Origin of the sequence: Bradyrhizobium sp. 6(2017), assembly GCF_011058295.2 — a bacterium.
GTDB lineage: Bacteria > Pseudomonadota > Alphaproteobacteria > Rhizobiales > Xanthobacteraceae > Bradyrhizobium > Bradyrhizobium septentrionale.
Window position 1 is genome coordinate 5,342,172 of sequence record NZ_CP049289.2, and the last position, 26,737, is coordinate 5,368,908.

At 64.1% G+C, this 26,737-nt stretch carries 26 protein-coding genes; 14 read left to right on the forward strand and 12 right to left on the reverse strand.

Annotated features, from left to right (window positions below; genetic code table 11):
- The first annotated feature begins 98 nt into the window (after positions 1 to 98).
- Positions 99 to 1,214 (forward strand): D-alanine--D-alanine ligase family protein, encoded by a 1,116-nt coding sequence (locus G6P99_RS24995; protein ID WP_029080868.1) that lies wholly within the window; start codon positions 99 to 101, stop codon positions 1,212 to 1,214.
- An 11-nt stretch (positions 1,215 to 1,225) separates the two neighbouring features.
- On the opposite strand, the gene G6P99_RS25000 is transcribed toward G6P99_RS24995, so the two are convergent.
- Both G6P99_RS25000 and eno read right to left on the reverse strand, forming a co-directional pair.
- Positions 1,226 to 2,365, reverse strand: a complete 1,140-nt coding sequence (locus tag G6P99_RS25000) for a zinc-binding dehydrogenase (protein ID WP_029080867.1) — start codon at positions 2,363 to 2,365, stop codon at positions 1,226 to 1,228.
- Between the two features lie 48 nt (positions 2,366 to 2,413).
- Positions 2,414 to 3,697: a phosphopyruvate hydratase gene (eno, locus tag G6P99_RS25005; RefSeq protein WP_029080866.1), complete on the reverse strand. Its 1,284-nt coding sequence runs from the start codon at positions 3,695 to 3,697 to the stop codon at positions 2,414 to 2,416.
- Positions 3,698 to 3,818: 121 nt separating this feature from the next.
- Between eno and queF the strand changes: the two genes are divergently transcribed.
- Positions 3,819 to 4,295 carry a preQ(1) synthase gene (gene queF / locus G6P99_RS25010; RefSeq protein ID WP_029080865.1) on the forward strand — a complete coding sequence of 159 codons (477 nt, stop codon included), beginning with the start codon at positions 3,819 to 3,821 and terminating at the stop codon, positions 4,293 to 4,295.
- A gap of 113 nt (positions 4,296 to 4,408) precedes the next feature.
- On the opposite strand, the gene G6P99_RS25015 is transcribed toward queF, so the two are convergent.
- The 5 genes from G6P99_RS25015 to kdsA form a co-directional block, all read right to left on the reverse strand.
- Complete coding sequence (locus G6P99_RS25015; protein ID WP_156928571.1) at positions 4,409 to 4,660, reverse strand: hypothetical protein; 252 nt, start codon at positions 4,658 to 4,660, stop codon at positions 4,409 to 4,411.
- 317 nt (positions 4,661 to 4,977) lie between these two features.
- Entirely contained in the window at positions 4,978 to 6,171 is a 1,194-nt protein-coding gene (locus G6P99_RS25020) for an aspartate kinase (protein ID WP_029080864.1), read from the reverse strand.
- 39 nt (positions 6,172 to 6,210) lie between these two features.
- Positions 6,211 to 7,455, reverse strand: a complete 1,245-nt coding sequence (locus G6P99_RS25025) for a hypothetical protein (RefSeq protein ID WP_035976789.1) — start codon at positions 7,453 to 7,455, stop codon at positions 6,211 to 6,213.
- Positions 7,456 to 7,727: 272 nt separating this feature from the next.
- A complete protein-coding gene (locus G6P99_RS25030; RefSeq protein WP_029080863.1) occupies positions 7,728 to 8,936 on the reverse strand; it encodes an MFS transporter in 1,209 nt (402 codons plus the stop codon).
- Positions 8,937 to 8,951: 15 nt separating this feature from the next.
- Entirely contained in the window at positions 8,952 to 9,809 is an 858-nt protein-coding gene (gene kdsA, locus G6P99_RS25035) for a 3-deoxy-8-phosphooctulonate synthase (protein WP_029080862.1), read from the reverse strand.
- Between the two features lie 280 nt (positions 9,810 to 10,089).
- Between kdsA and G6P99_RS25040 the strand changes: the two genes are divergently transcribed.
- Complete coding sequence (locus tag G6P99_RS25040; protein WP_029080861.1) at positions 10,090 to 10,425, forward strand: PAAR domain-containing protein; 336 nt, start codon at positions 10,090 to 10,092, stop codon at positions 10,423 to 10,425.
- Between the two features lie 60 nt (positions 10,426 to 10,485).
- On the opposite strand, the gene G6P99_RS25045 is transcribed toward G6P99_RS25040, so the two are convergent.
- Complete coding sequence (locus tag G6P99_RS25045) at positions 10,486 to 10,812, reverse strand: NIPSNAP family protein (RefSeq protein WP_029080860.1); 327 nt, start codon at positions 10,810 to 10,812, stop codon at positions 10,486 to 10,488.
- A gap of 256 nt (positions 10,813 to 11,068) precedes the next feature.
- On the opposite strand from G6P99_RS25045, the gene G6P99_RS25050 reads away from it, so the two are divergent.
- From G6P99_RS25050 to G6P99_RS25070, 5 genes are all read left to right on the forward strand, one after another.
- Positions 11,069 to 13,606 carry an arylsulfatase gene (locus tag G6P99_RS25050; protein ID WP_165123731.1) on the forward strand — a complete coding sequence of 846 codons (2,538 nt, stop codon included), beginning with the start codon at positions 11,069 to 11,071 and terminating at the stop codon, positions 13,604 to 13,606.
- A complete protein-coding gene (locus G6P99_RS25055) occupies positions 13,603 to 13,956 on the forward strand; it encodes a hypothetical protein (RefSeq protein WP_029080858.1) in 354 nt (117 codons plus the stop codon). The genes G6P99_RS25050 and G6P99_RS25055 overlap by 4 nt, the downstream gene beginning before the upstream one ends.
- Positions 13,957 to 14,401: 445 nt before the next feature.
- Positions 14,402 to 15,076, forward strand: coding sequence for a response regulator transcription factor (locus G6P99_RS25060; protein ID WP_029080857.1), 675 nt, complete (start codon positions 14,402 to 14,404; stop codon positions 15,074 to 15,076).
- Entirely contained in the window at positions 15,073 to 16,452 is a 1,380-nt protein-coding gene (locus tag G6P99_RS25065) for a sensor histidine kinase (protein ID WP_165123733.1), read from the forward strand. The genes G6P99_RS25060 and G6P99_RS25065 overlap by 4 nt, the downstream gene beginning before the upstream one ends.
- Positions 16,453 to 16,654: 202 nt before the next feature.
- On the forward strand, positions 16,655 to 17,317 hold the full coding sequence (locus G6P99_RS25070) for a class I SAM-dependent methyltransferase (RefSeq protein WP_029080855.1): 663 nt from the start codon (positions 16,655 to 16,657) through the stop codon (positions 17,315 to 17,317).
- A 26-nt stretch (positions 17,318 to 17,343) separates the two neighbouring features.
- Here the strand turns inward: G6P99_RS25070 and G6P99_RS25075 are convergent, their stop codons facing one another.
- Together G6P99_RS25075 and secG are read right to left on the reverse strand one after the other, a co-directional pair.
- Positions 17,344 to 18,975 (reverse strand): CTP synthase, encoded by a 1,632-nt coding sequence (locus G6P99_RS25075; protein WP_029080854.1) that lies wholly within the window; start codon positions 18,973 to 18,975, stop codon positions 17,344 to 17,346.
- Between the two features lie 167 nt (positions 18,976 to 19,142).
- Positions 19,143 to 19,532: a preprotein translocase subunit SecG gene (gene secG, locus G6P99_RS25080; RefSeq protein WP_029080853.1), complete on the reverse strand. Its 390-nt coding sequence runs from the start codon at positions 19,530 to 19,532 to the stop codon at positions 19,143 to 19,145.
- Between the two features lie 204 nt (positions 19,533 to 19,736).
- Between secG and G6P99_RS25085 the strand changes: the two genes are divergently transcribed.
- Together G6P99_RS25085 and G6P99_RS25090 are read left to right on the forward strand one after the other, a co-directional pair.
- Positions 19,737 to 20,303, forward strand: a complete 567-nt coding sequence (locus G6P99_RS25085) for a helix-turn-helix domain-containing protein (RefSeq protein ID WP_029080852.1) — start codon at positions 19,737 to 19,739, stop codon at positions 20,301 to 20,303.
- Between the two features lie 3 nt (positions 20,304 to 20,306).
- Positions 20,307 to 20,846, forward strand: coding sequence for a GNAT family N-acetyltransferase (locus G6P99_RS25090; protein WP_029080851.1), 540 nt, complete (start codon positions 20,307 to 20,309; stop codon positions 20,844 to 20,846).
- 185 nt (positions 20,847 to 21,031) lie between these two features.
- Here G6P99_RS25090 and tpiA read toward each other — a convergent pair whose 3' ends face one another.
- Positions 21,032 to 21,784, reverse strand: a complete 753-nt coding sequence (gene tpiA, locus G6P99_RS25095; RefSeq protein ID WP_029080850.1) for a triose-phosphate isomerase — start codon at positions 21,782 to 21,784, stop codon at positions 21,032 to 21,034.
- 316 nt (positions 21,785 to 22,100) lie between these two features.
- Between tpiA and G6P99_RS25100 the strand changes: the two genes are divergently transcribed.
- The 4 genes from G6P99_RS25100 to moaC all read left to right on the forward strand — a co-directional run bounded on the left by G6P99_RS25100 (position 22,101) and on the right by moaC (position 26,544).
- Positions 22,101 to 24,002: a peptidylprolyl isomerase gene (locus tag G6P99_RS25100; RefSeq protein ID WP_165123735.1), complete on the forward strand. Its 1,902-nt coding sequence runs from the start codon at positions 22,101 to 22,103 to the stop codon at positions 24,000 to 24,002.
- Positions 24,003 to 24,114: 112 nt separating this feature from the next.
- Positions 24,115 to 25,128 (forward strand): anthranilate phosphoribosyltransferase, encoded by a 1,014-nt coding sequence (gene trpD, locus G6P99_RS25105; protein WP_029080848.1) that lies wholly within the window; start codon positions 24,115 to 24,117, stop codon positions 25,126 to 25,128.
- Between the two features lie 65 nt (positions 25,129 to 25,193).
- The gene (trpC, locus tag G6P99_RS25110; protein WP_029080847.1) at positions 25,194 to 26,015 is read left to right on the forward strand and encodes an indole-3-glycerol phosphate synthase TrpC; all 822 of its coding nucleotides are present in this window, start codon (positions 25,194 to 25,196) and stop codon (positions 26,013 to 26,015) included.
- A 4-nt stretch (positions 26,016 to 26,019) separates the two neighbouring features.
- On the forward strand, positions 26,020 to 26,544 hold the full coding sequence (gene moaC, locus G6P99_RS25115) for a cyclic pyranopterin monophosphate synthase MoaC (protein WP_029080846.1): 525 nt from the start codon (positions 26,020 to 26,022) through the stop codon (positions 26,542 to 26,544).
- Positions 26,545 to 26,561: 17 nt separating this feature from the next.
- Here the strand turns inward: moaC and G6P99_RS25120 are convergent, their stop codons facing one another.
- Positions 26,562 to 26,726, reverse strand: a complete 165-nt coding sequence (locus G6P99_RS25120; protein WP_029080845.1) for a Flp family type IVb pilin — start codon at positions 26,724 to 26,726, stop codon at positions 26,562 to 26,564.
- Positions 26,727 to 26,737 lie beyond the last annotated feature (11 nt).

Consider the following 26,737-nt stretch of genomic DNA (forward strand, 5'->3'; position numbering starts at 1 on the left):
CGCCGGTCTGGAGCATGTGTAGCAAATTGTCGACATCTTCGTCCGAGCATACTGCCGCGGGTTCCTGCATCACCTGCCTACCGCCGAGAGGCTGAACAATGCCAGAGCGCAAGACACGGGTCGCAATCCTGTTCGGTGGCCGTTCCGCCGAGCACGACGTCTCGCGGGCGTCGGCAGCGAACGTGCTTCGCTCGCTCGACCCGGATCGCTATGACGCCACGGCGATCGGCATCACCCGCGATGGCCGCTGGATTGTCGCCGATGCGGGAAACGGCGCCGGCGCAGGTGGCGGCGCGTTGACTATTCCGGACCATGGACCGCAACTCGCGCTGTTGCCGGGCGGACAGGGCCGCGTCGTGGTGCTTCAGGGACAGGCGGCGGGGCCTGCGGAATTGCCGGCCTTCGATGTCGTCTTCCCGGTCCTGCATGGCCCGAACGGCGAGGATGGCACGGTGCAGGGCGCGCTGGAATTATCCGACGTCGCCTATGTCGGCTCGCGCGTGATGGGCTCGGCGGCCGGAATGGACAAGGACGTCGCCAAGCGCCTGATGCGCGAGGCGGGATTGCCGATCGTCCCCTTTGTCGCGATGTCGGCCGCGGCTCCCATCAGCTACGAAGATGCGGTCCGCGCGCTGGGGTCGCGGGAGGTCTTCGTCAAGCCCGCCAACATGGGATCATCGGTCGGCGTGTCGAAGGCGCGCACCGCGGAGGAGTTCGAGGCGGGCTGCAGCTTGGCATTGCGCTTCGACACGAAGATCCTGATCGAGCGCTGTGTCGCGCCGATCCGGGAGGTCGAATGCTCCGTGCTCGAGGATGCCGAGGGCCGCATCCGTGCCTCCCAGCTCGGCGAGATCGTTCCGTCCGACAAGCACGGCTTCTACTCCTACGACGCGAAGTATCTCGATGCCGATGGCGCGCTGCTTCAGGTGCCGGCCAAAGTGCCGGCTGCCGTCGCCGAAACCATCAGGGAGCTCGCGATCAAGACGTTCGGCGTGCTCGGCTGCGAAGGCATGGCGCGGATCGACTTCTTCCTCCACGGCGAGCAGGCATTCGTGAACGAGGCAAACACCCTGCCCGGCTTCACCAACATCAGCATGTATCCGCGGCTGTGGGAGGCCAGCGGCCTGCCGCAATCCGAGCTGATGGATGTTCTGATCGGCCACGCCCTGGAGCGCCACAAGCGCTCCAGGAAGCTGGCATTCGAGCGCGAATAGACGCCGCTGCGTTACGCACCCTTGTTCGGATTGATCAGGAATTTCTCGCCGGTCGCGCGCTTGCCATAGACCGCGATGTTGTCGAGCTGCAAGGTCTCCTGCAGTGAGACCACCTTGGTGTAGTGGCTGGCGAAAGTGGTCTTCAGCTCCGCCACCACGCGCTGGCGCAGCTTGTTGCCGGCCTCCGGACCGATCTTCATCAGGAACGGGAATAGCAGCCAGCCGCCGACGCCCCAGGCCATGCCGAAGCCCCGCGGCAGCTCGATCGGACGGGTATCGAGGCCGCCATAGACGTAGACCTGCTTGTGCACATTCGAACCGTAGCGGCTGTAGGCCTTGGCGGTCTTGTTGATCGCGGTCTCCATCGCGATAAGGATATCGCCCGCCAGCTTGCCGCCGCCGATCGCATCGAAGGCGATCGTCGCGCCGGTCTCGACCAGCGCGTTGGTGAGCTTATCCATAAAATCGGGCGCACTGGAATCGACGACATGCTTGGCGCCGATCCTGTGCAGGATCTCGGCCTGCTCCCTGTTGCGCACGATGTTGACGAGGCCGATGCCGTCCTTGAGGCAGATCTTGTTGAGCATCTGGCCGAGATTGGATGCGGCGGCCGTGTGCACCAGTGCCTTGTGTCCCTCGCGCCGCATCGTCTCGGTCATGCCGAGCGCTGTCAGCGGATTGACGAAGCAGGACGCGCCTTCCGCCGGCGTGATGCCGTCGGGCAGCGGCAGGCATTCGTTGACGCGCAGCGTGCGGTACTGCGCATACATCGCGCCGCCGATCATCGCGACCGTGCGGCCCATGAGCGCTTTCGCCGCGTCCGACGAGCCGGTCCTGATCACGACGCCGGCACCTTCATTGCCGACCGGCATCGACTCGTCGAGCCGTGCGGCGAGGCCAGACAGCGCCGCTTCCGGCACGCGCGCGGTCACGACAGGCAATTCCCTGCTGCCGGAGGCCTTGGCGGCCGCCATGTCGGCCGGGCCGATCAGGAGCCCGAGGTCGGACGGATTGATCGGGGCCGCCTCGACCCGGACCACGACCTCGTCGGGGCCGGGCTCGGGGGTCGGGACATTGACCAGCGATATCTCGAGTTCGCCATTCTTCTTGAGCAGCGAACGCAGCTGCAGACCGCTCTTGCCGTCACTCATCCCGGCCTCCCTTTTTTGCGTTTGTTAGATCCCGATCAAGTTGGGGCGCTAGGCCAGCGCCTTCAAGGCCGCCCTGCCGGCGTATTTCGCCTGGGTGCCGAGCTGCTGCTCGATCCGCAGTAGCTGGTTGTACTTGGCGGTACGGTCGGAGCGCGCCAACGAGCCGGTTTTGATCTGCCCGCAATTGGTCGCGACCGCGAGGTCGGCGATCGTGGAGTCCTCAGTCTCGCCGGAGCGGTGCGACATCACGGCGGTGTACCCGGCCTTGTAGGCCATCTCGATCGCCGCAAGCGTCTCGGTCAGGGTGCCGATCTGGTTGACCTTGACCAGGATCGAATTGCCGCGGCCATTCTTGATGCCGTCGGCAAGCCGCGTCACGTTGGTGACGAACAGGTCGTCGCCGACCAGCTGGCACGTCTTGCCGATCGCATCCGTCAGTTCCTTCCAGCCGTCCATGTCGTCTTCCGACATGCCGTCCTCGATGGTGACGATCGGATAGCGGCTGACGAGATCGGCGAGATATTTCACCTGCTCCGAACGCGAGCGGGTCTTGTTCTCGCCGCCATAGACGTAGGACCCTTCCTTGAAGAATTCGGTGGAGGCGCAGTCGAGGCCGAGCAGGACGTCGCCGCCGGCCTTGTAGCCGGCCTTGCCGATTGCGTTCATGATGAACTCGAGCGCGGCGTCGGCCGACGGCAGGTTCGGCGCAAAACCACCCTCGTCGCCGACATTGGTGTTGTGGCCGGCCTTCTTCAGTTCGCCGCGCAGCGTGTGGAAGATTTCCGAACCGCAACGCAGCGCTTCGGCAAACGACGTGGCGCCGACCGGCAGGATCATGAATTCCTGGAAGTCGATCGGATTGTCGGCATGCACACCGCCATTGATGATGTTCATCATCGGCACCGGCAGCGTCCGCGCCGAGGTGCCGCCGACGTAACGATACAGCGGCATGTCGAAGGACTCGGCGGCCGCCTTGGCGCAGGCGAGCGAAACGCCGAGGATGGCATTGGCCCCAAGCCGGCTCTTGTTCGGCGTGCCGTCGAGATCGATCATGATCTGGTCGATCGCGACTTGCTCCTCGGCGGCCTGGTCGCTAAGTGCCTCGAAGATCTCGCCGTTGATGGCGGCAACCGCCTTCTCGACGCCCTTGCCGAGATAGCGCGACTTGTCGCCGTCGCGCAGTTCCACCGCCTCGTGGGCGCCGGTGGAGGCGCCTGACGGCACCGCCGCGCGACCGATCGACCCGTCCTCCAGCACCACATCGACCTCGACCGTGGGATTACCGCGGCTATCCAGGATTTCGCGGCCGATGATGTCGACGATGTCAGTCATGAGAACCTCTTGTGGCAGTGAGGGGGGCGGATGGCGGTGCTTCTAGCGCAATGCATCGAGGGGGAAAAGGCCGGGTGACGGGGGCGCCATCATTGGCTAAGAGGACGCCACGGAGACCCGAATGGCGAAGAAATCCAGCAAATCAACGACCTCCCCCGGCCTGCAACTCGGCCGTGCGGTGGAATGGCCCGACGCGCCGGAAAAGGCTCAGCTCGACCGCGTGCCCAATCCGCAGGCCGGTACCGATTATCTGGTGCGCTTCACGGTGCCGGAATTCACCTCTATCTGCCCGGTGACGGGACAGCCGGATTTCGCCCATCTGGTGATCGACTATGTGCCGGGCCACTGGCTGCTGGAATCCAAATCGCTGAAGCTGTTTGCGGCGAGTTTCCGCAACCATGGCGCATTCCATGAGGACTGCACTGTCATGATCGGCCGACGGATATCAGACGAGATCAAGCCGAAATGGCTGCGCATCGGCGGCTACTGGTATCCGCGCGGCGGCATCCCGATCGACGTGTTCTTCCAGACCGGCCGGCTGCCCAAGGGCATCTGGGTTCCCGATCAGGGCGTCGCGCCCTATCGCGGGCGAGGCTAGGTCGGGCACACGTTAATTTCGGCACCCCTGCCTGCCCTTGGAAAGGCGACGAGAATGCATGTCGGTCTTGGGCCGGAAGCGGACCTCTCCGCATCATCCGCATCTGATCGAGGTCAGGCGTCGCTGTCGTGGTCGGATACATCGCCGCCGCTGGTCTTAGGCCTGGAAATCGGCGGGATGCAGCTACCGAAGCGCGGATCGAGCGGATCGTAACGCGACCTCGTTCTCGCGACGATATACAGCACCGCCAGCGCGAACGAACCGAGCAGCAGCACGATCCACGCAGGTGGCCGACTTGCGATCAAAAGCACCGTTGCTCCGACCAGTATCAGCGCGACAGTGCCCAAAGACAGCTTTGAAGCCATGACCGGCTCCGCAGTAAGCTCGAGGACGGGACATTACTGTTGAAATCGATACATTTGTCAGAGACCGACTGCGACACTCCAGCGCAGCTATCCGCACGCACGATCGACCAGGTGACTTCGGTCGTTCGCGCACAGGGACGTCACGAACCTCGCGCTCCCAAGCCGCATCCCGCAATCGCAATGATGACGCGGTGGATGTCGGCTTCGGATCAAACGCCGTCGCTCGCGAGCTGACGCTATTGAGTACAGGTCCTGGAGATCGCCATGGCTCGACGTCCTCGCCTCGTCCGGCGTCAACGCCCCTCACCAAATTTCAACTAGATCAGCGAATGCAAAGCCTTGACCGCAGCATCTCGGCTCTCCACCGGAACAAAGAAACTTACGGAATGCGACGACAAAACATACTTGTCGGCGATAATCCCGTGATGTTGCAGAATCTGAATCGCCTTATATGGCAGGTCTGACGAAATGCCGCCGAAGCAAGTGAGGCTCACCGAGCTCAGCGTCTCGCGCTGCTTGCGCAAGTCTTTGCTGCTTTCCAGCGTGCGAAGCAAGGTGTCGAGTGTCTCCGAATCGCAAGTCATCATGATGCGGGTTTTTCCGGCGGTGAAAGCCGAGGCGAGGAGTTGCGGCCAAGGCAAGCCATTCTGCTTGAGATGCTGCGCGAACTTCTCAAAGCCTTGATTGAGGTCCGCCGAATCGATCTCGACATGCTCAATGCGAGCCATCGAATTGACGGCCAAGACTTTTCCGTTCTCCATGTCCGCAACCTCCTGCATCACTTGCGTGCTGTGCCGAGCGCCGCCCCACTTTCTCAAGACCAAAGGGACATTTTGGCTGTGGGCCAGCTCCACGCTGCGAAAATGCAAGACCTTGGCGCCCCAGAAACACATTTCGGATAACGATGCGAAATCCAGCTGACGCAAGGGTTTTGCATCCGAGACGATGCGCGGATCAGCCGAGCAAACTCCGTCGACCTCCTTGATAATTTCACAGCACTCCGCTTTGAGCGCCGCAGCCATGGCGACCGCGGTGGTATCGCTGCCGCCCCGGCCCAGCGTCGTGATTTCTTTGGTCACCGGATTCACGCCCTGAAAGCCTGCCAAAACCACGATGCGTCCGCGATCGAGCTCTTCGATCACGCGAACGGGCCGCACATCCAGAATGCGTGCGGAGGAATGGGATTCGTCGGTCATCACTCCGGCTTGACTGCCGGTAAAGCTGATCGCCGGCACGCCGAGATCAGACAGCGCCATGCTCATCAAGGACATGCTGATGCGCTCGCCGGTGGTCAATAACATATCGAGTTCCCGGCGATTGGGATGCGGGCTGACCTGATAGGCCATCCTGACGAGTTCGTCGGTGGTCTTGCCCATCGCTGAAACGATCGCCACGACACGATGACCACGGCCATGCAAATCGGCGACACTGCTCGCGACTGCGCGGATTTTTGCCGGTGTTTCGAGACAGGCGCCGCCGTATTTTTGCACGATGATGGGATTGCTACGCATTCTTGCCCGCGTCGTGTTGAAAGGCGCAGCTGAACCGGATCAGATCGTTCTCCCCTTCGACACTTTGGCGGTTTTTCGTTGTTTCGCTACGACCCGCAGAGCGACCCGGTTACGCTTCTTGACATCCGCTGCCGCTTGTTGAGCTTTCGTCCCGCCGCGACGGGCGGTGTATTCCTTGCCGTCTATCGGTGCGACATGCGGCGGATCTCGATCGAGATAGGGTCGCCCGATGCCAAAATCCGATCCGCGCGCATCGATCCATTTCCAAAGGGCCTCAGTGGAAACCCAACGCTGCGCCCGTGTCGCGCCGTTGACGCTGACGACATCGGCGGCAAGCCCGTGGCCATAGCCGCCGCGGAAGCTCCCTCCATGGTATGACTTGTCGCTCGCCGCCTTCAGGCCGCTCGCGATCGATTGACGGTAATCATCGCGGAACGCGCTGGTTATGCCGGGCGACAGCCCGGCCTGCTCAGCCGCGTAAAGCGCATGAAAGAGCTTGAGCTTGAAGCTCCGATCCATTCCTCCAATCACGTAGTCGATCATCGGCATGCCCATTCTTTCCGCAGCCTTCGGATCCTTCCACGTGAAATCGTTATCGACGCGCCTGGTGAAGGTCCTGGTGACAGTCACCGTCTTGCGCTTCCTCTTGACCGTCACCTTCCGCCGCTCTTGCACACTGATGGTGTCTTCCTTGGGCGTCCGCTCGTAGAGCGCCCAAAGGTACCGGTCGATGCAGACATCAACGACGAGGCATTCATCGAAAATTTCGAGGCGGCTCGTGGCCTCCTTGGTGTCGCTCGACACTGGAGGCGCGCTCGCTGTCGCCGCCTGCACCGGCGATGTTTCGACCGGCAGCATCTGCGACGAATCCGGCAACGCAGCCACGACAACTGATTTTGGCTCGCTCGAGATCGCCGCCGCATCAGGGGCCGTCGCTGGCATCGATTCGACCGCCATCGCCCCTTCGGCGCTGGCGACAGCGACGGCGTTGCCCATGACGGCTGCCTGCGGCGTGTCCGTCGTGGCGGAGGCCGATCCCGTCACCGGTTCAGCAGCCATCCCCACGTCGGCGTTCAAGTTGGCGACCTTGCCGATTGCGGTTGCCTGTGGCGTATCAACCAGTTCGGCGTCGGCGGTGAGAGATGGTGCGCGGCTGCCCTCGATCGACATTGCCGCGGTGTTCTCGATGCCGACAGAGCCAGCAAGCCAGGCAAAGAGCCAACCTGCGAGAATAACCGTCCCGCACAACTCCGGCGTCACCGTCGCAATTCGCCGCGGGTCCATCATCCCGTAGCCTCCAAACGGCTCGATCCGAGCCCTGCTGCACAGCCAAGCACGCGACAGCATCGATCATTCGGATCAAAATGAAGCCGCGCAATGGCGGAAACCATTGGCCCTGCGCTTTCCAAAAAAGTGTTGCTCGAACGCAACGCACGGCCGCTACGAACCTGTTGTGCATTCTCCGAGGTAAGCGTGTTCAGCCATCGCGCCGACGTCGGGTTGCGCCGCGTTGTCCCAAAAACTGACGTTTATGAGTACATGACCAAAGGGATCGCTTAGGGCTCGACGTCAAGCCGAGCATCGGCATCGGCCGGTCGCCGCTGCTTCAGGAATCTTGCGCAGATGAAGCCGAGCACGACCATCACGGCGGCGGCCGAGACCAGCGTCGCAGTCTTGCCGGCGTGTTGCAGGCCGAAGCCATAGGCGATCGGGCCGACGGTCTGGCCCATGAAGAAGAAGAACGAGTGCAACGACAGCGCGGTGGCGCGCGCCTCGACCGACAATTCGCTCGCAAACACCTGCAGGCAGCCGTGGATCATGTAGAAGCCGAGGCCCATCACCAAGAGGCTCGCCATCTGCAGCTTCCAGTGCAGCCCGAAGGCCGCGCCGGCCAGTTGCATGGCGACTAGCGTCGCGCCTGCGATCATCATGCCCCTCACGCCGAGCCACGGCAGCATGCGCGACACCGTCAGCGTGTAGAGCAATCCGCCGATGGCGAATCCCGCGATCACGATGCCGGCGATCGACAGCGAGGTCTCACCGAGCTCGAACAGGAACGCGGCGACGAAGGGAAACAGCCCGAGCACGCAGCAGCCTTCGATGAAGACAGCCGAATAGCAGATGCGCGCGTTCGGATTGGTGAAGATGGTGCGATAGCCGTGGCGCAGCGCCTTCAGGCTGGTGCGCGGCGGACGGTTCAGCTCAGCACCGCGGAAGCCGGCCGCGACCGCGAGCGCGACGATGATCACGAGACCGCCGAGCACCGCGAGCACGCCGCGCCAGCCGAGCAGATCGCCGATCAGGCCGGAGGCCGTGGCGCCGAGCAGATTGCCGGTCATCGAGCCCGCCAGCGTTCGCCCGATCGCGAGCTGCCGCTTGTCCGGACCGACCAGATCGCTGGTCAAGGACAGCGCCACCGGAAACACACCGCCCGAACCGATGCCGGCAAGGATGCGGGTCACGAATAGCATCGGGAACGAGGTCGAGAACGCGCCGAGGATGTTGGCGATGCCGAGCAGCCCGAGGCAGATCGTCATCAGCCGCGCCTTGCCGAACAGATCGGCGGCGGCGCCGATCGCCGGCTGGACCGCGGCAAAGGTGAAGGCGAACACCGCGGCAAAGCTCGCCGCAGTCGCGATGCTGACACCGAAATCCTCCGCGACATGCGGCAGCACCGGATCGAGCGCACGCACCGACAGGCTCGCCGCGAACGTCGCCAGCGTGATGACATTGAGGGCCGGCGGCATGCCGCTGGTTGCGGTCATGTCGTTGTCCGCCGGTCAGGCAGCCGTCTTGGCGAGCGCGTCGAACTGCATCAGCCGCTTGACGAGGGATTCGAATTCGCGGAGCGGCACCATGTTGGGGCCGTCGGACGGCGCGTGATCCGGATCGGGATGGGTCTCGATGAACACGCCGGCGATGCCGACCGCGACCGCGGCGCGCGCCAGCACCGGGACGAATTCGCGCTCGCCGCCCGACGAGGCGCCTTTGCCGCCCGGCTGCTGCACCGAATGGGTGGCGTCGAAGATGACCGGCGCACCGGTCGTGCGCGCCAGGATCGGCAGCGCGCGCATATCTGACACCAGCGTGTTGTAACCGAACGACGCGCCGCGCTCGGTGACCAGCACCTTGGCGTTGCCGGCGCCGGTGATCTTGCTGACCACATTCGTCATGTCCCACGGCGCCAGGAACTGGCCCTTCTTGACGTTGACGACCTTGCCGGTCGCGGCCGCCGCCAGCAAGAGATCGGTCTGCCGGCACAGGAAGGCCGGGATCTGCAGCACATCGACCGCCTGCGCCACGTCGGCACACTGGTCAGGTTCATGCACGTCGGTCAGCACTGGCAACCCGAGCGAGGACCGAATCTCGGCGAAGATCGGCAGCGCCTGCTTCAGCCCGATGCCGCGCTGGGCCGACGCGCTGGTGCGGTTCGCCTTGTCGAACGAGGTCTTGTACACCAGACCGATCTTGAGCCTGATAGCGATCTCCTTCAGCGCCGACGCCACCTCAAGCGCGTGTGCACGGCTCTCGAGCTGGCAGGGACCTGCGATGATGGAAATGGGCAAGGCGTTGCCGAACTTGGCTGATCCGACGGCAACGATCGGCGCGGCGGCGGGCGCGGAAACCTGATTGGTCAAAATGCTGCATCCTTTTGGCGGCGACCATGCAATCCCGCGCCGGATGGATCAAGCCATCCAGCACGATGAGGGGGTTGCGCTGACGCCGTGGGTGCGCCGTGCTATCACAATCCTGCCCCAGCCGCCCCTTCTAGAGTGTTTTCGAGCGAAGTGGGTACCGGTTCACGTGAAGAAAACGCGTCAAAACAACAAATCCAGAGCCCGTTCCGATTCAATCGAAGGGGAAAAGGCTCTAGACTGGGCCGGAATAGATTCCCAAGGGGAACGACGAGAGGACGACATGCGCATTTCGCTGATGATCGGAGCCGTGGCCGCCCTGTCGGCGACGTCGGGCCTTTCGCACGGTCAGGCCAGCAGCCAGCCCGGGGTCGTCACCAGCGGCGCCGCAGGCGTCACCATCAACGGCAAGCCGGCGGCGCGCAGCGGCGACACCACCAGCAACGGCGGCCCGCTGGTCGAAGGCGTGCCCAACGTCCTGATCAACGGCAAGCCGGCGGTCGTGATCGGCGACCGCACGCATTGCGGCGGCAAGACCACCTCGGGCAGCCACGGCGTTTTCATCAACGGCAAGCCGATGGTCCGCGAAGGCGACCAGACCTCGGGCTGCGCGGACTAGGCGTCCCGCGGTCAGGCGCGACGAGATGTCGTCATCACGCCCCTCACCCCCGCACTGGCCTCATTTGACCGCCGAAAACGACGTCGGCACCAGCAGCTGGTTGACGATGTTGAGAACGATCTGGCCGTCCTCCTCGGTCTTGGCGCGCGCGGTGATCCATTCCGGATCGCTCTGGAACGCGGTCCACTTCTTCTCGCGCTCGGCGAGCGATTCCCATGCGAGCAGATAGGTCAGTTCCTGGTTGGATTCCCCGACCAGCGTCGTGAAGAAGCCGGCCTGCTTGATGCCGTGCTTCTCCCACAGCTTCAGCGTGATGGTCTCAAAGCGCTTGAGCAGCGCCGGCAGCCGGCCCGGCAGGCAGCGATAGACGCGGGTCTCGTAGATCATTGGCGGTCCTCCCAGATTTGTTGTGCGGGGGGTTATAGCCAGCCGGTTCCGGGCTGTCTTGAGGGGGTGACAACATGGCAGCGTTGCCGACCCCAATCGATGACCGCCTTTGCCCCCCAACGAGCATCAACCGTGGCCTTTTTGTCCAAGCCAGTGGTTTGACCTAGCTCAAAGTCGGTCCGCTCAATGCGATTATTCTATCGAACACGCGACCTGTTGTTTTGCAAAGGCCAGCTTCCAACCGGAGGTTTCCGCCATGAAAATCAGTCATCGCATCTTTGCGAGCGTTAGTCTTCTCGCACTCAGTTGTACCTCGGCACTGGCTCAACAGATCACCGGTGTCCCGGGTACGCCCGGCGCCACCACTACGATCACTGGACAACAACTTCCGCCGCCCGACCCGAAATTCGGTGGCGTGATCAGGGAAAAGGCCTCGGAATCTACTGCGTGGTGGGCGCCGCGCGTCGTGCCGCCGAAGGGCGCGCCCAATGTCCTGCTCATCATGACGGACGACCAGGGCTTCGGTGCACCGAGCACCTTTGGCGGCGTCATTCCTACGCCCGCGATGGACCGCATCGCCGCGCAGGGGCTGCGCTACACCAATTTTCATTCTACCTCGCTCTGCTCACCGACGCGGGCGGCGATCATCACCGGCCGCAATCACCATTCGGTCGGCTTCGGCGTGGTCGGCGAAATATCGACGGGATTCCCGGGTTACGACTCCATCATCCCGATCGAGAAGGGCACCGTCGGCACCATCCTGAAGGCGAACGGGTACGCCACCTCGTGGTTCGGCAAGGACCACAACACACCTTCGTTCCAGTCGAGTCAGGCAGGGCCTTTCAATCAATGGCCCAACGGCATGGGATTCGAGTATTTTTACGGTTTTGTCGGCGGCGACGCCAGCCAGTGGCAGCCGAACCTGTTTCGCAACACGACGGCCATCTATCCCTTCCAGGGCAATCCTAGCTGGAACCTGGAGACCGCCATGGCCGACGAGGCCATCCAACACATGAAGCAACTCAAGGAGATTGCGCCCGGCAAGCCGTTCTTTGTCTATTACGTTCCCGGCGCCACCCATGCCCCACATCATCCCACGCCGGAGTGGATCAAGAAGATCAGCGATATGCACTTGTTCGATGATGGATGGATCAAGGTGCGCGAGAAGATCTTCGCTAACCAGAAGCGCCTGGGCATCATGCCCGAAAACGCCAAGCTGACGCCGTGGCCGAAAGAATTGCCGCAGTGGGACTCACTCGGTTTGCTGGAGAAGAAGCTCTTCATCAGGCAAGCCGATGTCTACGGCGCTTACCTCGCTTACGCCGACAATGAGATCGGCCGGGTCATCCAGGCGGTAGAAGACCTCGGAGAGCTTGACAACACCTTGATCATTTACATCGGCGGTGACAACGGCGCGAGCGCCGAAGGCATGATCAACGGTACTCCCAACGAGTTCACGACCTTCAATGGCGTCCCGGTGCCGGTAAAGGCTCAGTACCTCTGGTACCCGTTTTGGGGCTCGGACAAGACCTTCCCGCATTTTGCCGCACCTTGGGCGTGGGCGATGGACACCCCGTTCAAATGGGTCAAGCAAGTGCCGTCACATTTCGGCGGGACTGCCCAAGGCGTCGTGATGTCCTGGCCTGGCCATATCAACGATGTGGGAGGCATCCGCCGCCAGTTCCATCACGTCATCGACATCGCCCCGACCATCCTCGAGGCAACCGGCATTTCGCAGCCCGATTCAATCGACGGCGTCAAGCAGAGCCCCATGGAAGGGGTGAGTATGGCGTACACATGGGACAAGGCGAATGCCAATGCCAAGTCGACGCACACGACCCAATATTTCGAGATGCTCGGCAATCGCTCGATTTATAGCGACGGCTGGATTGCGTGCACGACGCCGATCACGCTTCCCTGGGAACTGAGCAGCGCGCCCCCGCCGGATGTGATCACGGGATACAAGTGGGAACTCTATAACGTCCAGGAAGACCCGACTCAATTCAATGACCTTGCCGCGCAGATGCCGGAAAAGGTCAAGGAAATGCAGGTCCTCTTCGATGTCGAGGCGAAGAAGTACAACGTGCTGCCGCTCGACAACACGACCCTCCTGCGATGGAATACACCGCGACCGAGCCTTACGGCAGGGCAAACGACCTTCAATTATTCGGGTGAGTTGACCGGCGTGCCGGCCAGCGCGGCGCCGAGCATCCTCAACAAGTCCTACACGATCACTGCCGAATTCGAGATTCCGAAGGGCGGCGCGGAAGGCATGATCGTTACCGAAGGCGGACGCTTCGGCGGCTACGGGCTTTTCCTGAGCAAGGGTATTGCGGGCATCCGCGGGGGCAAACCGGTCTTCATCTACAACCTGCTCAACCTCAAGCGCACGATCTGGTCCGGGTCCGAATTGGGCGCGGGCAAGCACACCATCGTCTTCGACTTCAAGTCTGATGGTCCGGGCCTTGGCAAGGGGGGCACAGGCATACTCTCGGTGGACGGCAAGGAAGTAGACCGGAAATCCATCGAACACGGCACGCCGATCACGTTTCCGGAGGACGAGACATTCGACATCGGCCAGGACACCCGCACCGGAGTGGCGATGATCGAGTATCGCTACGATCCACCGTTCAAGTTCACCGGCAAGATCAACAAGCTGAGGTTCAAGCTCGAACCGGAAACCAAGGCCGTAACTGAGCCGAGGGCAGAATTGGCGCCAATGGCAGCGCCGGAACCGGATCCGATTGAAGCACCGAAGGGCACCATGCAAGGAGCCAGTGGCGGAAAGCGATGAAAAGGGCGTTGACCTTCGCGGCCATCGGCGAGGCCGCTACGGGGTTGTCGTTGCTGATCGTTCCCTCATTCGTCGGGCAGTTGTTGCTGGGCGAGCAAATTACCGGCGTCGGAGTGCCCGTAGCACGCGTGGCTGGCATCGCTCTGATTGCCTTGGGGATCGCCTGCTGGCCTGGTCCGCCGCTTATCGGCATGCTGAGCTACAGCGTGTTGTGCACGCTGTATCTGGCCTACCTGGGTTTCGCAGGTAGTTTGACCGGTGTCCTTCTGTGGCCAGTGGTTGTTCTACACGTGATCCTGACTGCGCTCCTCATACGTGACGTCACGCGACCGCGACGCGACTTGCGCTAAGGGGCGATGAGGACCAGTCTTGCGAGCCATCAACGTTGGCCACGCCTGCGAAGTAATCGAAAGAGGTCGCCGATTGCTGCGGTGCATGAGTCCGGTTGTGGCCCCATTGCTGAAATCGCCGTCAAAGCGGACGCATAGCGGAAATGAACAGTTCCAATTCGGCCGGATAAGCTGTTTGATACATCTCGCGCCGTAGAACCTCAAATTTCCGGCTGCTTTTCGCGTATTTGCTGACAACATGGCCCCCTGCTCGCGGCAGGCGGACCATTTCCGCAATGTTGTTGCAATGTTACTCGGCCAAAGCATGATCCGGAAAAGTGCGAAGCGGCTTTCCCTCGCGACAAACGCGAAGCGTTTGCGTGGAGATCATGCTCAACAAGAGGCTAAAGCGCGATGACCTCATCGTGCTTTAGCACCGACCGTTCCGGTGCAGGACTGAGAGGACATGCGGATACTGCTGGTTGAAGACGAGACCGAAATGGCGGCCGCGCTGTCGCAGGCGCTGAAGGGCTATGACATGGTGGTCGACCATGTGCCGAACCTTGCCGAGGCCGAGGAGGCGATTTGCGCCGAGGTGCATGGCGCAGTGCTGCTCGACCGCCAGCTGCCGGACGGCGACGGCCTGACGCTGATCCCGAAGCTGCGCGCCAAGGCCGACGGCGTCCCGATCATCGTGCTGACCGCGCGCGGCGACCTCGCCGACCGCATCACCGGCCTCGACAGCGGCGCCGACGACTATCTGGCCAAGCCGTTTGCCGTCGAGGAGCTGCTGGCGCGGCTGCGCGCCGTGCTGCGCCGTCCCGCCGGGCTGCAGCTCGAGATCATCAGGGCCGGACGCGTGGCGTTCGACTGCGCCCATCGCGAGGCCAGCGTCGACGGCCACCCGCTCGAGCTGCCGCGACGCGAGCTGCTGGTGCTGGAGACGCTGCTGCGCCGCATGGGCCGCACCGTGCTGCGCGCGACGCTGGAGGAAGCGGTCTACAATTTCGAGGACGAGATCCAGTCGAACGCACTCGATGCCCATGTCTCGCGCCTCAGGCGCAAGCTCGCCGACAGCGGCGCCGGTGTCGAGATCCACAGCATCCGCGGCGTCGGCTATCTGCTGAAGCAGGTATCATGAGCGAAGCGGCGGATCACTATTGCCTGCGTTCGAAGTTGAGCTGGCGGCTGGTGACGCTGCAGGCCACGTTGTTGATTGCCATCATCGCACTGGTGGTCGGCGCGCTGTGGGCCTGCGGCCTGCCCGTCATCGAGCGCGACGAGGACCGCGTGGTGGACGTCGTGCAATGGGCGCTCGGGCGCGACGCTAACGGCAGACTGGTGCTGCGTCCGACCGCGGAGCTGAAGCAGCTGCGCGAGGAAGCGCCCGACCTCTGGTTCTTGGTGCGCGACCGCCAGGGCGAAACGCTCTCCGAGGCCAAGGTCCCGGACGAGTTCAGCAAGATCGGCGGGGCGCTCGACCATATCAGCCAGGCGCGGCTCGGCTGGCAGATGTTCGAGGACGATCCGCGCAAGCCGCCGGCGCGCATGAAGCGCGTCAACACCGATGCCGGCAATGTGCAGATCATCACCGCGACGCAGGGACGGATGACCGGCGCCAAGGCGCTGTTCGCGGCCTCCCTCACCTTCCTCGTCGTCACCGTGCCCGGCTTGCTGCTGATGGCCGCCGCGACCTTCGTGGCCACGCCGATGGTGATCAAGCGCGCCCTCTCGGGCCTCGACACCGCCGCCGACGAGGCACGCCGGATCGATTTCCGCCAGCGCGGCAGCCGGCTGTCGGCGGACCATTTGCCGCTCGAGGTCGCGCCGCTGGTGACCGCCGTCAACGATGCGCTGAAGCGGCTCGACGACGGCTATTCGCGCCACCAGCGCTTCGTCGCGGACGCGGCACATGAATTGCGCACGCCGATCGCGATCCTCAACACGCGGCTGGAATCGCTGCCGCCGGGGCCTGAGAAAACCCGCCTGCTCGAGGACTCCGCGCGTCTTGCGACGCTCGCCGAGCAACTGCTCGACATCCAGCGCTTCGACCAGTGTCGCAATCCGTTCGTCCGCGTTGATCTCGTCGCCGCCGCGCGCAACGTAGCAGCCGACCTCGCGCCGCTCGCGATTGCGGCCGGCTATGAACTGTCGCTCGATACTGCAACCGATCGGGTCGAAACGTTTGGCGACCGCGCTGCGCTGGAGCGCGCGCTGACCAATCTGGTACAGAACGCCATCCAGCATGGCGGCCGCCGCGGCACCATCACGATCCATGTCGGCAGCGCCGCGACCATCGACGTATCAGATGAAGGCGACGGCATTCCCTGGGACCAGCGCACGCGGATCTTCGATCCGTTCTACCGGCTTGCGCCGCTCGACCGCGGCGCCGGTCTCGGGCTCAACATGGTGCGCGAGATCGCAAGGCTGCACGGCGGTCACGTCTCCGTGCTTGACGGACCGAAAGGCGGCGCGTGCTTCCGCATGACATTACCGCCGGCTCCGTTCGCGTCGTGACACCAGAGCGTTTTCGAGCAAAGTGGGTACCGGTTCGCGTGAAGAAAAACGCGTCAAGATAAGAATCTAGAGCCCCGTTCCGATTCAATCGGAACGGGGCTCTGGCAACATCGCGCAATGTTGTCGCAATGCAGACCCCGTAAACAAGACAACACGCTTCGCAACTGAACAGAAGCGTGATGTCACTTTGCTGGGAATCCTAATGTCACATGATCTCATCTCTTTCTTCACGGCGTGGATGGCGGCCCCCGGCCGCGTCGGCGCCATCGCGCCGTCGGGTGCCGCGCTCGCCGAACTGATCACGCGCGACATCAGCGCCAACAGCGGTCCGATTCTGGAGCTCGGTCCGGGCACGGGCGCCTTCACCTATCAGCTGTTGAAGCGCGGCGTGCGCCAGCAGGATCTCACGCTGATCGAATACGGCTCGGATTTCATGCGGCTGTTGCAGCTGCGTTTTCCTGGCGCGCGCGTGCTGTGGATGGACGCGGCGCGGCTGGCCTCGGAACGGCTCTACCACGGCGCGCCGGTCGGCGCCGTGGTCAGCGGACTGCCGCTGCTCAACATGTCGCCGCGCAAGGTGATCTCGATCGTCGGCGGCGCGTTCAGCTACATGCGTCCCGGCGGCGCGTTCTATCAATTCACCTACGGGATGCGCTGCCCGGTGCCGCGGCCGATCCTCGACCGGCTCGGCGTGCGCGCCACGCTGGTTGATCGCGCCATCCTCAACGTGCCGCCCGCCGCGGTGTACCGGCTGACGCGACGACCGCAATACAGACTGATCACGCGCGACGCCGCGCCGGCGGCCGATGCAGGCGTTTCACCGATCACCAAGCAGCGCCGGACGAGCGAGGCCACCCCTGCCTGAGCGCCGCGGTCACGGCCTGCGCCGGCTTAGACCAGCCGGCTCTGCTTCGCCGCCGCCTCGATGAAGGACGCGAACAGCGGGTGCGGCTCGAACGGCCGCGACTTCAGCTCGGGGTGGAACTGGACGCCGATGAACCAGGGATGGTCCTCGTACTCGACGATCTCCGGCAGCACGCCGTCGGGCGACATGCCGGAGAACCGCAGCCCGTGCTGCTCGAGGCGATCCTTGTAGGCGGTGTTGACCTCGTAGCGATGACGGTGCCGCTCGGATATCTCGGTCGCGCCGCCATAGACCTGCGAGACGCGGCTGCCGCGGTTCAGCGCCGCGGGAAAGGCGCCTAGCCGCATGGTGCCGCCGAGGTCGCCGCTCTGCGAGCGCTTCTCGAGCTCATTGCCGCGCAGCCATTCGGTCATCAAGCCGACCAGCGGCTCCTTGGTCGGGCCGAACTCGGTCGAGTTGGCCTCCTCAATGCCGACCAGATTGCGCGCCGCCTCGATCACGGCCATCTGCATGCCGAAGCAGATGCCGAAATACGGCACGTTACGCTCACGCGCGAACTGTGCCGCGCGGATCTTGCCTTCGGCGCCGCGCTGGCCGAAGCCGCCGGGCACCAGGATGCCGTTGACGTGCTCGAGGAACGGCGCCGGATCCTCGTTCTCGAACACCTCGCTCTCGATCCAGTCGAGATTGACCTTCACCTTGTTGGCGATGCCGCCATGGGAGAGCGCCTCGATCAGCGATTTGTAGGCGTCCTTCATGCCGGTGTACTTGCCGACGATCGCGATCGTCACCGCGCCTTCCGGATTGCGGACGCGCTCGTTGATGACGTTCCAGCTCTGCAGCGCCGGCGGAATCTTCGCGGTGATGCCGAACGCGGCCAGCACCTCGTCGTCGAGGCCGGCGGCGTGATAGGCCTCCGGCACCGCGTAGATGTTGTCGACGTCGCGCGCCTCGATCACGGCGCTTTCGCGCACGTTGCAGAACAGGCCGAGCTTGCGGCGCTCTTCCTTGGGGATTTCGCGGTCGGTGCGGCACAGCAGGATGTCGGGCTGGATGCCGATCGAGCGCAGCTCCTTCACCGAATGCTGCGTCGGCTTTGTCTTGAGTTCACCGGCACTTGGAATGTACGGCAAAAGCGTCAGGTGAATGTAGACGGCATGATCCCGCGGCAGCTCGTTCTTGAGCTGGCGGATTGCCTCGAAGAACGGCAGGCCTTCGATGTCGCCCACGGTGCCGCCGATCTCCACCAGCACGAAATCGTACTCGTCATTGCCCGACAGCACGAATTCCTTGATCGCGTTGGTGACGTGCGGGACCACCTGGATGGTGGCGCCGAGATAATCGCCCCGGCGTTCCTTGGAGATGATGTCCTGATAGATGCGCCCGGTCGTGATGTTGTCCGCCTTGGTGGCGGGACGACCGGTGAAGCGTTCGTAATGGCCGAGATCGAGATCGGTCTCGGCGCCGTCGTCGGTCACGAACACTTCGCCGTGCTGATACGGCGACATCGTTCCGGGATCGAGGTTGAGATAGGGGTCGAGTTTGCGAAGGCGGACTTTGTAGCCCCGGGCCTGCAGCAAAGCGCCGAGCGCTGCTGATGCCAGACCCTTTCCGAGCGAGGAGACCACGCCGCCGGTGATGAATATGTACCGCGCCATGGGACCTTACCTTTAATCCGACTCCAGCGATTCGCAAAACGAATCGGCCATTCCCGGCAAACAAATCACCGGGCTGTGGGTTGCGTTAAATTGAAAGCGATTTCAGAGCACTAATGGGGATTTCTGATGCAGGATACCAGCGCTGTATCCTGCATGGCCACCCTGCTTTATTGCGACCGTGGCGCCTGCGGGCCGCTCGGGGCCGGCTGGCCCTGCTGCTCGTCGGCCTTCTTCAGCGAATCGAGGACACCGCCGGAGGTCGGCGCAGTGATCGGCGTGCCGCTGGCCGGCTGGGTCTGCGCCGGTGCGCCGGTGCCGATGATCGAACTCGGCTTGCGGTCGTAGCCCGCGTACCAGGACAGGAACAGGCTGGTGAGGAAGAAGCCGGCCGCGAGGATCGCGGTGGTCCGCGACAACAGATTTGCGGTGCCACGGCTCGACATGAAGCCGGCGCCGCCGCCCATGCCGAGGCCGCCGCCTTCGGATTTCTGTAACAGCACCGCGCCGATCATGACGGCAACGATCATGAGATGAATAATGATAACGACAGTCTGCATCGCAAGCCTTCCGTCATAAGCCGCCAAGCGGCCAGACAAACGGCGCTATCGGCTTTGCGGGTTTTCGTGAAGTCGCGCCCTGTTACACGATTGCACCGGGCATTGTCACCCCCGAGATAGTCGCAATGGCGATGATCGCAAGCGGTGCGGATTGCGCTCGGCGGAGCCTTGATCGGAACCGAATGATTCCACTATAATAGACAAATGGATACTTTGGTAGACGATCTAAGCCAGCGCCTGGCGCAGCGCATCCGGCTCGAACGCGACGGCCGGGGCTGGTCACTTGCCGACCTCGCCGAACGCTCCGGCGTCTCGAAGGCGACGATCAGCAAGATCGAGCGCGCCGAAGTCAGCCCCACCGCCGTCGTGCTGGTGCGCCTTGCCTCGGCCTTCGACCTCACGCTGGCCGGGTTGATGCTGCGCGCCGAGGGCCAGGGCGAACGGCTGTCGCGCGGCGCCATGCAGCCGGTCTGGCGCGATCCGGAAACCGGCTATCTGCGCCGTCAGGTGTTCAGCCGCCCCGATCATCCGGTCGAGCTGGTGCGGGTCGAGCTGCCGCCCAAGCAGTCCATCACCCTTCCCGCCTCGTCCTACGCCCATATCCGCCAGCTGGTCTGGGTCCTGAACGGCAGCCTTGTCATCACCGAAAGCGGCACGCGCCATGTGCTCGCTGCCGGCGATTGCCTCGGCTTCGGCCCGCCGGCGGAGACCACCTTCGGCAACGAAACCAACGCCTCCTGCACCTATGTGGTCGCCCTCGCCCGGAGCTGATGCATGTCACCCTTTGCCATCAAGCCGCTTCAGGATGCGCCGGAGATTCGCAGCGCACTCTGCGCGCTGTTGATCGAGACCGTCGCAAGCGGCGGCTCGGTCAGCTTCATGCATCCGCTGTCGCCGGGTGACGCCGACGCATTCTGGCAGGACTCGCTCGGTGCAGCCGCGCGCGGCGAGCGAATCGCGCTCGGCGCGTTCGACGGCGGTGATTTGATTGGCACCGTGATGCTGCTGTTGAGGCTGCCGCCGAACCAGCCGCACCGCGCCGAGATCGCCAAGATGATGACGCGCCTCACCCACCGCCATCGCGGCGTCGCCACCGCACTGCTGCGCGCCGCCGAGCAGCTTGCGATCGACCGCGGACGCACGCTGCTGGTGCTCGACACCGCCGTCGATGACGGCGCCGCGCCGCTCTACGAGAAGCAGGGATTTCAGCTCAGCGGCATCATCCCGGACTACGCGCTGAAGCCGCATGGCGGCCTCACCGGCACGATGATCTACTGGAAGCGGATCGGCGCCGCGGCCGGCCAGATTACGTAGCGTAGCAAGATGCCGATGGCTCCCGACTTCGCAACACTGCCAATCCCGTCATCCTGAGGAGCGCGCTCTTGCGCGCGTCTCGAAGGATGCACGGCCACCAGCCGGGCCGTCGATCCTTCGAGACGGCCGCGTTGCGGCCTCCTCAGGATGACGGTGTAAAAGCTCGGCGTGGATGGGCAGCTGGACTAACACCCCGCGGCGATCGCGAGGAAGTCCGAGGCCTTCAGGCTGGCGCCGCCGACCAGTGCGCCGTTGACATTGGCGACCGCCATCAGTTCGGCCGCGTTCGACGGCTTCACCGAGCCGCCATAGAGAATCCTGATCTTGTTTCCCTCGGCCTTGAAGCGATCGGTGAGCTGACCACGGATAAACCTGTGAACTTCCTCGACATCCCTAGCGGTCGGGGTCAGGCCGGTGCCGATCGCCCAGACCGGCTCATAGGCCACCACAAGATTGGCCGCGGTCGAACCGTCGGGCAGCGAACCCGCAAGCTGGGTGCCGCAGACATCCAGCGTCTTACCGGCGTCGCGCTGCTCGCGCGTCTCGCCGATGCAGACGATCGCGGTCAGGTGGGCGCGCCAGACCGCCTCCGCCTTCTGCCGAATCAACGCGTCGGTCTCGCTATGGTCGGCGCGCCGCTCGGAGTGGCCGACGATGATGGCGACCGCGCCGAGATCCCCAAACATTTCCGCGGAGAGATCGCCGGTGTGGGCGCCCGACGCCTTCGGATGGCAATCCTGGGCGCCGACGGCGACCTTCGAGCCGCGCGCCTTGTCGGCAAAGGCCCCGACCAGCGTCGCCGGCGGACAGACCAAGAGATCGGCCTTCCCGGCGACATCGCCGGCGCCGGCCAGCATCGCGTCGAACTCGACAGAGGAGGATTTCAGGCCGTTCATTTTCCAGTTGCCGGCGATCAGCGGCCGGATGGCGTCGGTCATGTCGGATTTCCCATCGTTCAAGCGTACCCTTGCGCTATCAGAGCCGGGCGGCGACTTCCAGATACCGCCCTCGCCCATCCCGTGCGGCGTCCAGAGCGCTTTCGAGCGAAGTGGCCACCGGTTCGCGTGAAGAAAACGCGTCAAAACAGGACTCTACCCGCTTCAATCCGCCCGCGCGGGCGAGGTTGCGGGGGGACACGAGCCACTTTATAAGCATTTTCAATTCGGTGACGCCCTGCTGCCGGACAAAAGGTCCCGACTTTTTGCTCCCACTTGGGCACGACCCGGTTCCCCACCTGCAAAACAAGTTGGACCCATGCTTCGAGGAATGCGGAAAGCCTCATCAAACTGGCTCGGCAAGACGATTATGGCCGTTGTGATGGGCGTTTTGATCGTCAGTTTCGGAATTTGGGGCATTGCCGACATTTTCAAGGGGTTTGGCCAGTCGACCTTCGCCAAGGTCGGCGGGACCGAGATTTCGGCCGAGCAGTTCCGCCAGATCTATACCGACCGGTTGCAGCAGCTTGGCCGCCAGTTCGGCCGTCCGTTGACGCCTGACCAGGCGCGCGCCTTCGGCATTGACCGCCAGGTGCTGCAGCAGACGCTCGCCGAGGCCGCGATGGACGAGGAAGCGCGCCGGATGGGTCTCAACGTGTCCGACGCCGAGGTGCTGCGCCAGATCTACAATGATCCGAACTTCAAGGGTCTCAACAATCAGTTCGACCCGCAGCGCTTCCAGGCCGTGATCCGCAACTACGGCTATACCGAGGGCCGCTACATCGCCGAGCAGCGCCGCGTCGGGCTGCGGCGGCAGATCGCCGGCACCATCTCGTCCGGGATGGAGCCGCCGAAATCGCTGGTCGAGGCGCTGACCCGCTTCCAGAACGAGCAGCGCTCGATCGACTACATCACGCTCGGCGCCGCGCAAGCCGGCACCATCGACCCGCCCTCGCCCGAGGCGCTCGCCGCCTATTTCGAGGACCACAAGGTCCAGTTCCGCGCGCCCGAATACCGCAAGATCTCCTTCGTCGCGATCACGCCCGAGGAAATCGGCAAGTGGGAGACGGTGTCGGACGAGGACGCCAGGAAGATCTTCGACGAGCGCAAGGATCGGCTCAGCACGCCGGAGAAGCGCGAAGTCTCGCAGATCGTGTTTCCGGACGCCGGCGAGGCGCAGGCCGCGCGCGGCCGGATCGCGTCGGGCACCTCGTTCGACGACATCGCCAAGGAGCGCAACCTCAATCCGGCCGACGTCAATCTCGGGCTGGTCGCGAAGTCGGCGATCCTCGATCCGGCCGTCGGCGATGCCGCCTTCGCGCTTCCCTCAGGCGACGTCAGCCAGCCGGTCCAGGGTCGCTTCGGCGTGGCGCTGGTCAAGGTCGGCAAGATCGAGCCCGGCGTGACCCCGAGCTATGAGAGCCTCGCGCAACAGGTCAAGAACGAGATCGCCTCCGAGCGCGCCCGCAGCAAGGTCGCCGAGCTGCGCGACAAGATGGAAGACGAGCGCGGCGGCGGCTCCAGCGTCATCGACGCGGCGCAGAAGCTGAAATTGACCCCCGTCACCATCGACGCGATCGATCGCTCGGGGCGTCTGCCGAACGGCCAGCTCGCGACCAACATTCCGCGCGGCCTCGACGTGGTGTCGCAGGCCTTCAACAGCGACGTCGGCGTCGACAACGACCCGATCCAGTTCAACAACGGCTATGTCTGGTACGACGTGCTGGGCATCACGCCGTCGCGTGAGCGCAGCCTCGACGAGGTCCGCGACCAGGTCGAGGCGAAGTGGCGCGAGGACCAGATCTCCGCCAAGCTGCGCGCCAAGGCGACCGAGATCGTCCAAAAGCTCGACGGCGGCGCCAAGCTCGCCGACGAGGCCGCTTCTGCCGGCGTCAAGGTCGAGACCGCTGCGAACTTCAACCGCGAGGCCTCGCTGCCAGCCGTGCCGGCCGGCGTGATTGCGGCGGCGTTCCGCACCGCCAAGGACGGCGACGGACAGACCTCGACCGCCGGCGGCAGCCAGTGGGTCGTGTTCCGCGTCACCAACGTGACCGTGCCGCCGGTCGACTTCACGTCCGATGCGGCCAAGCAGCTCACCGAGGCGCTGCGGCGCTCGCTGAGCGACGAGCAGGTCGCGCAATACGTCACCAAGATCGAGTCCGATATCGGCGTAACCATCAACGAGGCAGCCTTCGCACAGGTGACAGGCGCAAATAATTGAGCATGATCTAGGCCGCAGACGCTTTCCACGTTTGTCGCAGCGACAGCCGGTTCTCCGCGCCACCACGCGACGCGCGGAGATCAAGCTCCAACAACAGACCCTGAGCCAGCGAATGGACGACCTGAAATCGATCATCGGAAAAGTCGCCACCGGCGCCACGCTGACGCGTGAAGAAGCGGCGTCTGCGTTCGACAGCATGATGTCGGGCGAAGCCACGCCCTCGCAGATGGGCGGGCTGTTGATGGCGCTGCGGGTGCGCGGCGAGACCGTCGACGAGATCACCGGCGCCGTCAGCGCGATGCGCGGCAAGATGCTGCCGGTCAAGGCGCCGGTGGAGGCCGTCGACATCGTCGGCACCGGCGGCGACGGCTCCGGCTCGGTCAACGTTTCGACCTGCGCCGCCTTCATCGTGGCCGGCGCCGGCGTGCCCGTCGCCAAGCACGGCAACCGCGCGCTGTCGTCGCGCTCGGGCTCGGCCGACGTGCTGGCCTCGCTCGGGGTCAAGATCGATCTGACACCGGAGCGCGTCGGACGCTGCATCTCTGAAGCCGGCATTGGCTTCATGTTCGCGCCCGCACATCATCCGGCGATGAAGAATGTCGGTCCGACCCGGGTCGAGCTCGCCACCCGCACCATCTTCAACCTGCTCGGGCCGCTGTCGAACCCGGCCGGCGTCAAGCGGCAGATGGTCGGCGTGTTCTCGCGGCAATGGGTGCAGCCGCTGGCGCAGGTGCTGAAGAACCTCGGCTCGGACAAGGTCTGGGTGGTGCACGGCTCCGACGGCCTCGACGAGATCACCCTCACCGGCCCGACCTTCGTTGCAACGCTGGAGAACGGCGAGATCAGGACATCGGAAGTGACGCCGGAAGACGCCGGACTCGGCCGTGTCGGCGGCGAGGCGCTGAAGGGCGGCGATGCCGATGCCAATGCGATTGCGCTGTCGAGCGTGCTCCAGGGCAAGCCGAGCGCCTATCGCGACGTCGCCCTGCTCAACGCCGCCGCCGCGCTGATCGTGGCCGGCCGCGCCAAGGACCTCAAGGAAGGCGTCGCGATCGGCGCGCAGTCGCTCGACAGCGGCGCGGCCGCGGCGCGGCTCAAGCATCTGGTCGCGGTTTCCAACGGCTGAGCATGATCCGAAAAAGTGGGAACCGGTTTTTCGAATCAGATCATGCGCAAGTAAGGCGGTAAGCGATGTCCGACATCCTGACCAAGATCGAGGCCTACAAGCGCGAGGAGATCGTCGCCGCGAAGCGCGCGCATTCGCTCGCTGAGGTCGAGGCGCAGGCGAAATCGGCCTCAGCCCCGCGCGGCTTCGTCCGCGCGCTGAAGGACAAGCACGCAAACGGCGACTACGCATTGATCGCGGAAGTGAAGAAGGCCTCGCCCTCGAAGGGGCTGATCCGGGCCGACTTCGATCCGCCGGTGCTCGCGAAGGCCTATGAGGCCGGCGGCGCGGCCTGCCTGTCGGTGCTGACGGACGCGCCGTCGTTCCAGGGCCATCTCGACTTCATGGTCGCGGCCCGCGCGGCGACCAATCTGCCGGTGCTGCGCAAGGATTTCATGTTCGACACCTACCAGGTGGCGGAAGCGCGCGCCCATGGCGCCGACTGCATCCTGATCATCATGGCCGCGCTCGACGATGCCGCGGCCAAGGACATCGAGGATGCCGCGCTCGGCTACGGCATGGACGTGCTGGTCGAGATCCACGACCGCACCGAGCTCGACCGGGCCCTGAAACTCCGCTCGCCGATGATCGGCGTCAACAACCGCAATCTGCGCACCTTCGAGACCACGCTTGCGACCAGCGAGGCGCTGGCGCCGTTGATCCCGCGCGACCGCCTGATGGTCGGCGAGAGCGGCATCTTCACGCCTGAGGATCTGGCCCGCCTCGAGCGCGTCGGGATGTCGACCTTTCTGGTCGGCGAGAGCCTGATGCGCCAGCAGGACGTCACCGCGGCCACCCGCGCATTGCTGACGCGGCAGCCCGCATCGCGCGCCACCGGTACGCGCTGACGCGATGGCGCGGAAGAGCAAGGCCACAAAAGCCGAGCCGTCCGGGTCCGGCACCGCCCTCACCCATATCGATGCCAAGGGCGATGCGCGCATGGTCGACGTCTCGGCCAAGCCCGCCACTGAGCGGACTGCCGTCGCCGAGGGCCGCGTGCTGATGAGCAAGGCCACGCTCGCGCTGATCGAGCAAGGCCAGGCCAAGAAGGGCGACGTGCTGGCGACCGCGCGGATCGCCGGCATCATGGCGGCGAAGCGGACCTCGGAACTGATCCCGCTCTGCCACCCGCTGGCGCTGACCAAAGTCACGATCGATATCGCAACCGATGCCAAGCTGCCCGGCTGCATCGTCCGCGCCAGCGTCAAGGTGACCGGGCCGACCGGCGTCGAGATGGAGGCGCTGACCGCGGTTTCGGTCGCGTGCCTGACGATCTACGACATGGTCAAGGCGGTCGACCGTGGCATCCGCATCGAAGGCATTCATCTGATCGAGAAGATCGGCGGCAAGTCCGGGCACTATCGCGCCGGCGACTGAGCTAGCGGTGCGCTCGATTACTTCAGTGAGCCGCTGATCGAATTGAAGGTGCCCGACAGTTTTGTGCCGACGCCCTTCACCGCGGCAATGATGGCGATCGCAATGCCGGTTGCGATCAAGCCGTATTCGATCGCGGTGGCTCCGGTCTCGTCGGCGCAAAAATTCTGTACAAGCTTCTTCACGATGACACCCC

Bases quoted from the DNA above. Each gene is read 5' to 3' on its own strand.
- G6P99_RS25090 (WP_029080851.1), top strand. From the start codon at position 20,307: ATGTCACCCTTTGCCATCAAGCCGCTTCAGGATGCGCCGGAGATTCGC.
- tpiA (WP_029080850.1), bottom strand. From the start codon at position 21,784: ATGACCGACGCCATCCGGCCGCTGATCGCCGGCAACTGGAAAATGAAC.
- G6P99_RS25025 (WP_035976789.1), bottom strand. From the start codon at position 7,455: ATGGACCCGCGGCGAATTGCGACGGTGACGCCGGAGTTGTGCGGGACG.
- G6P99_RS25015 (WP_156928571.1), bottom strand. From the start codon at position 4,660: ATGGCTTCAAAGCTGTCTTTGGGCACTGTCGCGCTGATACTGGTCGGA.
- G6P99_RS25085 (WP_029080852.1), top strand. From the start codon at position 19,737: ATGGATACTTTGGTAGACGATCTAAGCCAGCGCCTGGCGCAGCGCATC.
- secG (WP_029080853.1), bottom strand. From the start codon at position 19,532: ATGCAGACTGTCGTTATCATTATTCATCTCATGATCGTTGCCGTCATG.
- eno (WP_029080866.1), bottom strand. From the start codon at position 3,697: ATGACTGACATCGTCGACATCATCGGCCGCGAAATCCTGGATAGCCGC.
- moaC (WP_029080846.1), top strand. From the start codon at position 26,020: ATGGCGCGGAAGAGCAAGGCCACAAAAGCCGAGCCGTCCGGGTCCGGC.
- trpC (WP_029080847.1), top strand. From the start codon at position 25,194: ATGTCCGACATCCTGACCAAGATCGAGGCCTACAAGCGCGAGGAGATC.
- G6P99_RS25060 (WP_029080857.1), top strand. From the start codon at position 14,402: ATGCGGATACTGCTGGTTGAAGACGAGACCGAAATGGCGGCCGCGCTG.
- G6P99_RS25030 (WP_029080863.1), bottom strand. From the start codon at position 8,936: ATGACCGCAACCAGCGGCATGCCGCCGGCCCTCAATGTCATCACGCTG.
- G6P99_RS25000 (WP_029080867.1), bottom strand. From the start codon at position 2,365: ATGAGTGACGGCAAGAGCGGTCTGCAGCTGCGTTCGCTGCTCAAGAAG.
- G6P99_RS25055 (WP_029080858.1), top strand. From the start codon at position 13,603: ATGAAAAGGGCGTTGACCTTCGCGGCCATCGGCGAGGCCGCTACGGGG.
- G6P99_RS25070 (WP_029080855.1), top strand. From the start codon at position 16,655: ATGTCACATGATCTCATCTCTTTCTTCACGGCGTGGATGGCGGCCCCC.
- G6P99_RS25040 (WP_029080861.1), top strand. From the start codon at position 10,090: ATGCGCATTTCGCTGATGATCGGAGCCGTGGCCGCCCTGTCGGCGACG.
- G6P99_RS25020 (WP_029080864.1), bottom strand. From the start codon at position 6,171: ATGCGTAGCAATCCCATCATCGTGCAAAAATACGGCGGCGCCTGTCTC.
- G6P99_RS25065 (WP_165123733.1), top strand. From the start codon at position 15,073: ATGAGCGAAGCGGCGGATCACTATTGCCTGCGTTCGAAGTTGAGCTGG.
- G6P99_RS25045 (WP_029080860.1), bottom strand. From the start codon at position 10,812: ATGATCTACGAGACCCGCGTCTATCGCTGCCTGCCGGGCCGGCTGCCG.
- G6P99_RS25050 (WP_165123731.1), top strand. From the start codon at position 11,069: ATGAAAATCAGTCATCGCATCTTTGCGAGCGTTAGTCTTCTCGCACTC.
- queF (WP_029080865.1), top strand. From the start codon at position 3,819: ATGGCGAAGAAATCCAGCAAATCAACGACCTCCCCCGGCCTGCAACTC.
- G6P99_RS24995 (WP_029080868.1), top strand. From the start codon at position 99: ATGCCAGAGCGCAAGACACGGGTCGCAATCCTGTTCGGTGGCCGTTCC.
- G6P99_RS25075 (WP_029080854.1), bottom strand. From the start codon at position 18,975: ATGGCGCGGTACATATTCATCACCGGCGGCGTGGTCTCCTCGCTCGGA.
- G6P99_RS25100 (WP_165123735.1), top strand. From the start codon at position 22,101: ATGCTTCGAGGAATGCGGAAAGCCTCATCAAACTGGCTCGGCAAGACG.
- trpD (WP_029080848.1), top strand. From the start codon at position 24,115: ATGGACGACCTGAAATCGATCATCGGAAAAGTCGCCACCGGCGCCACG.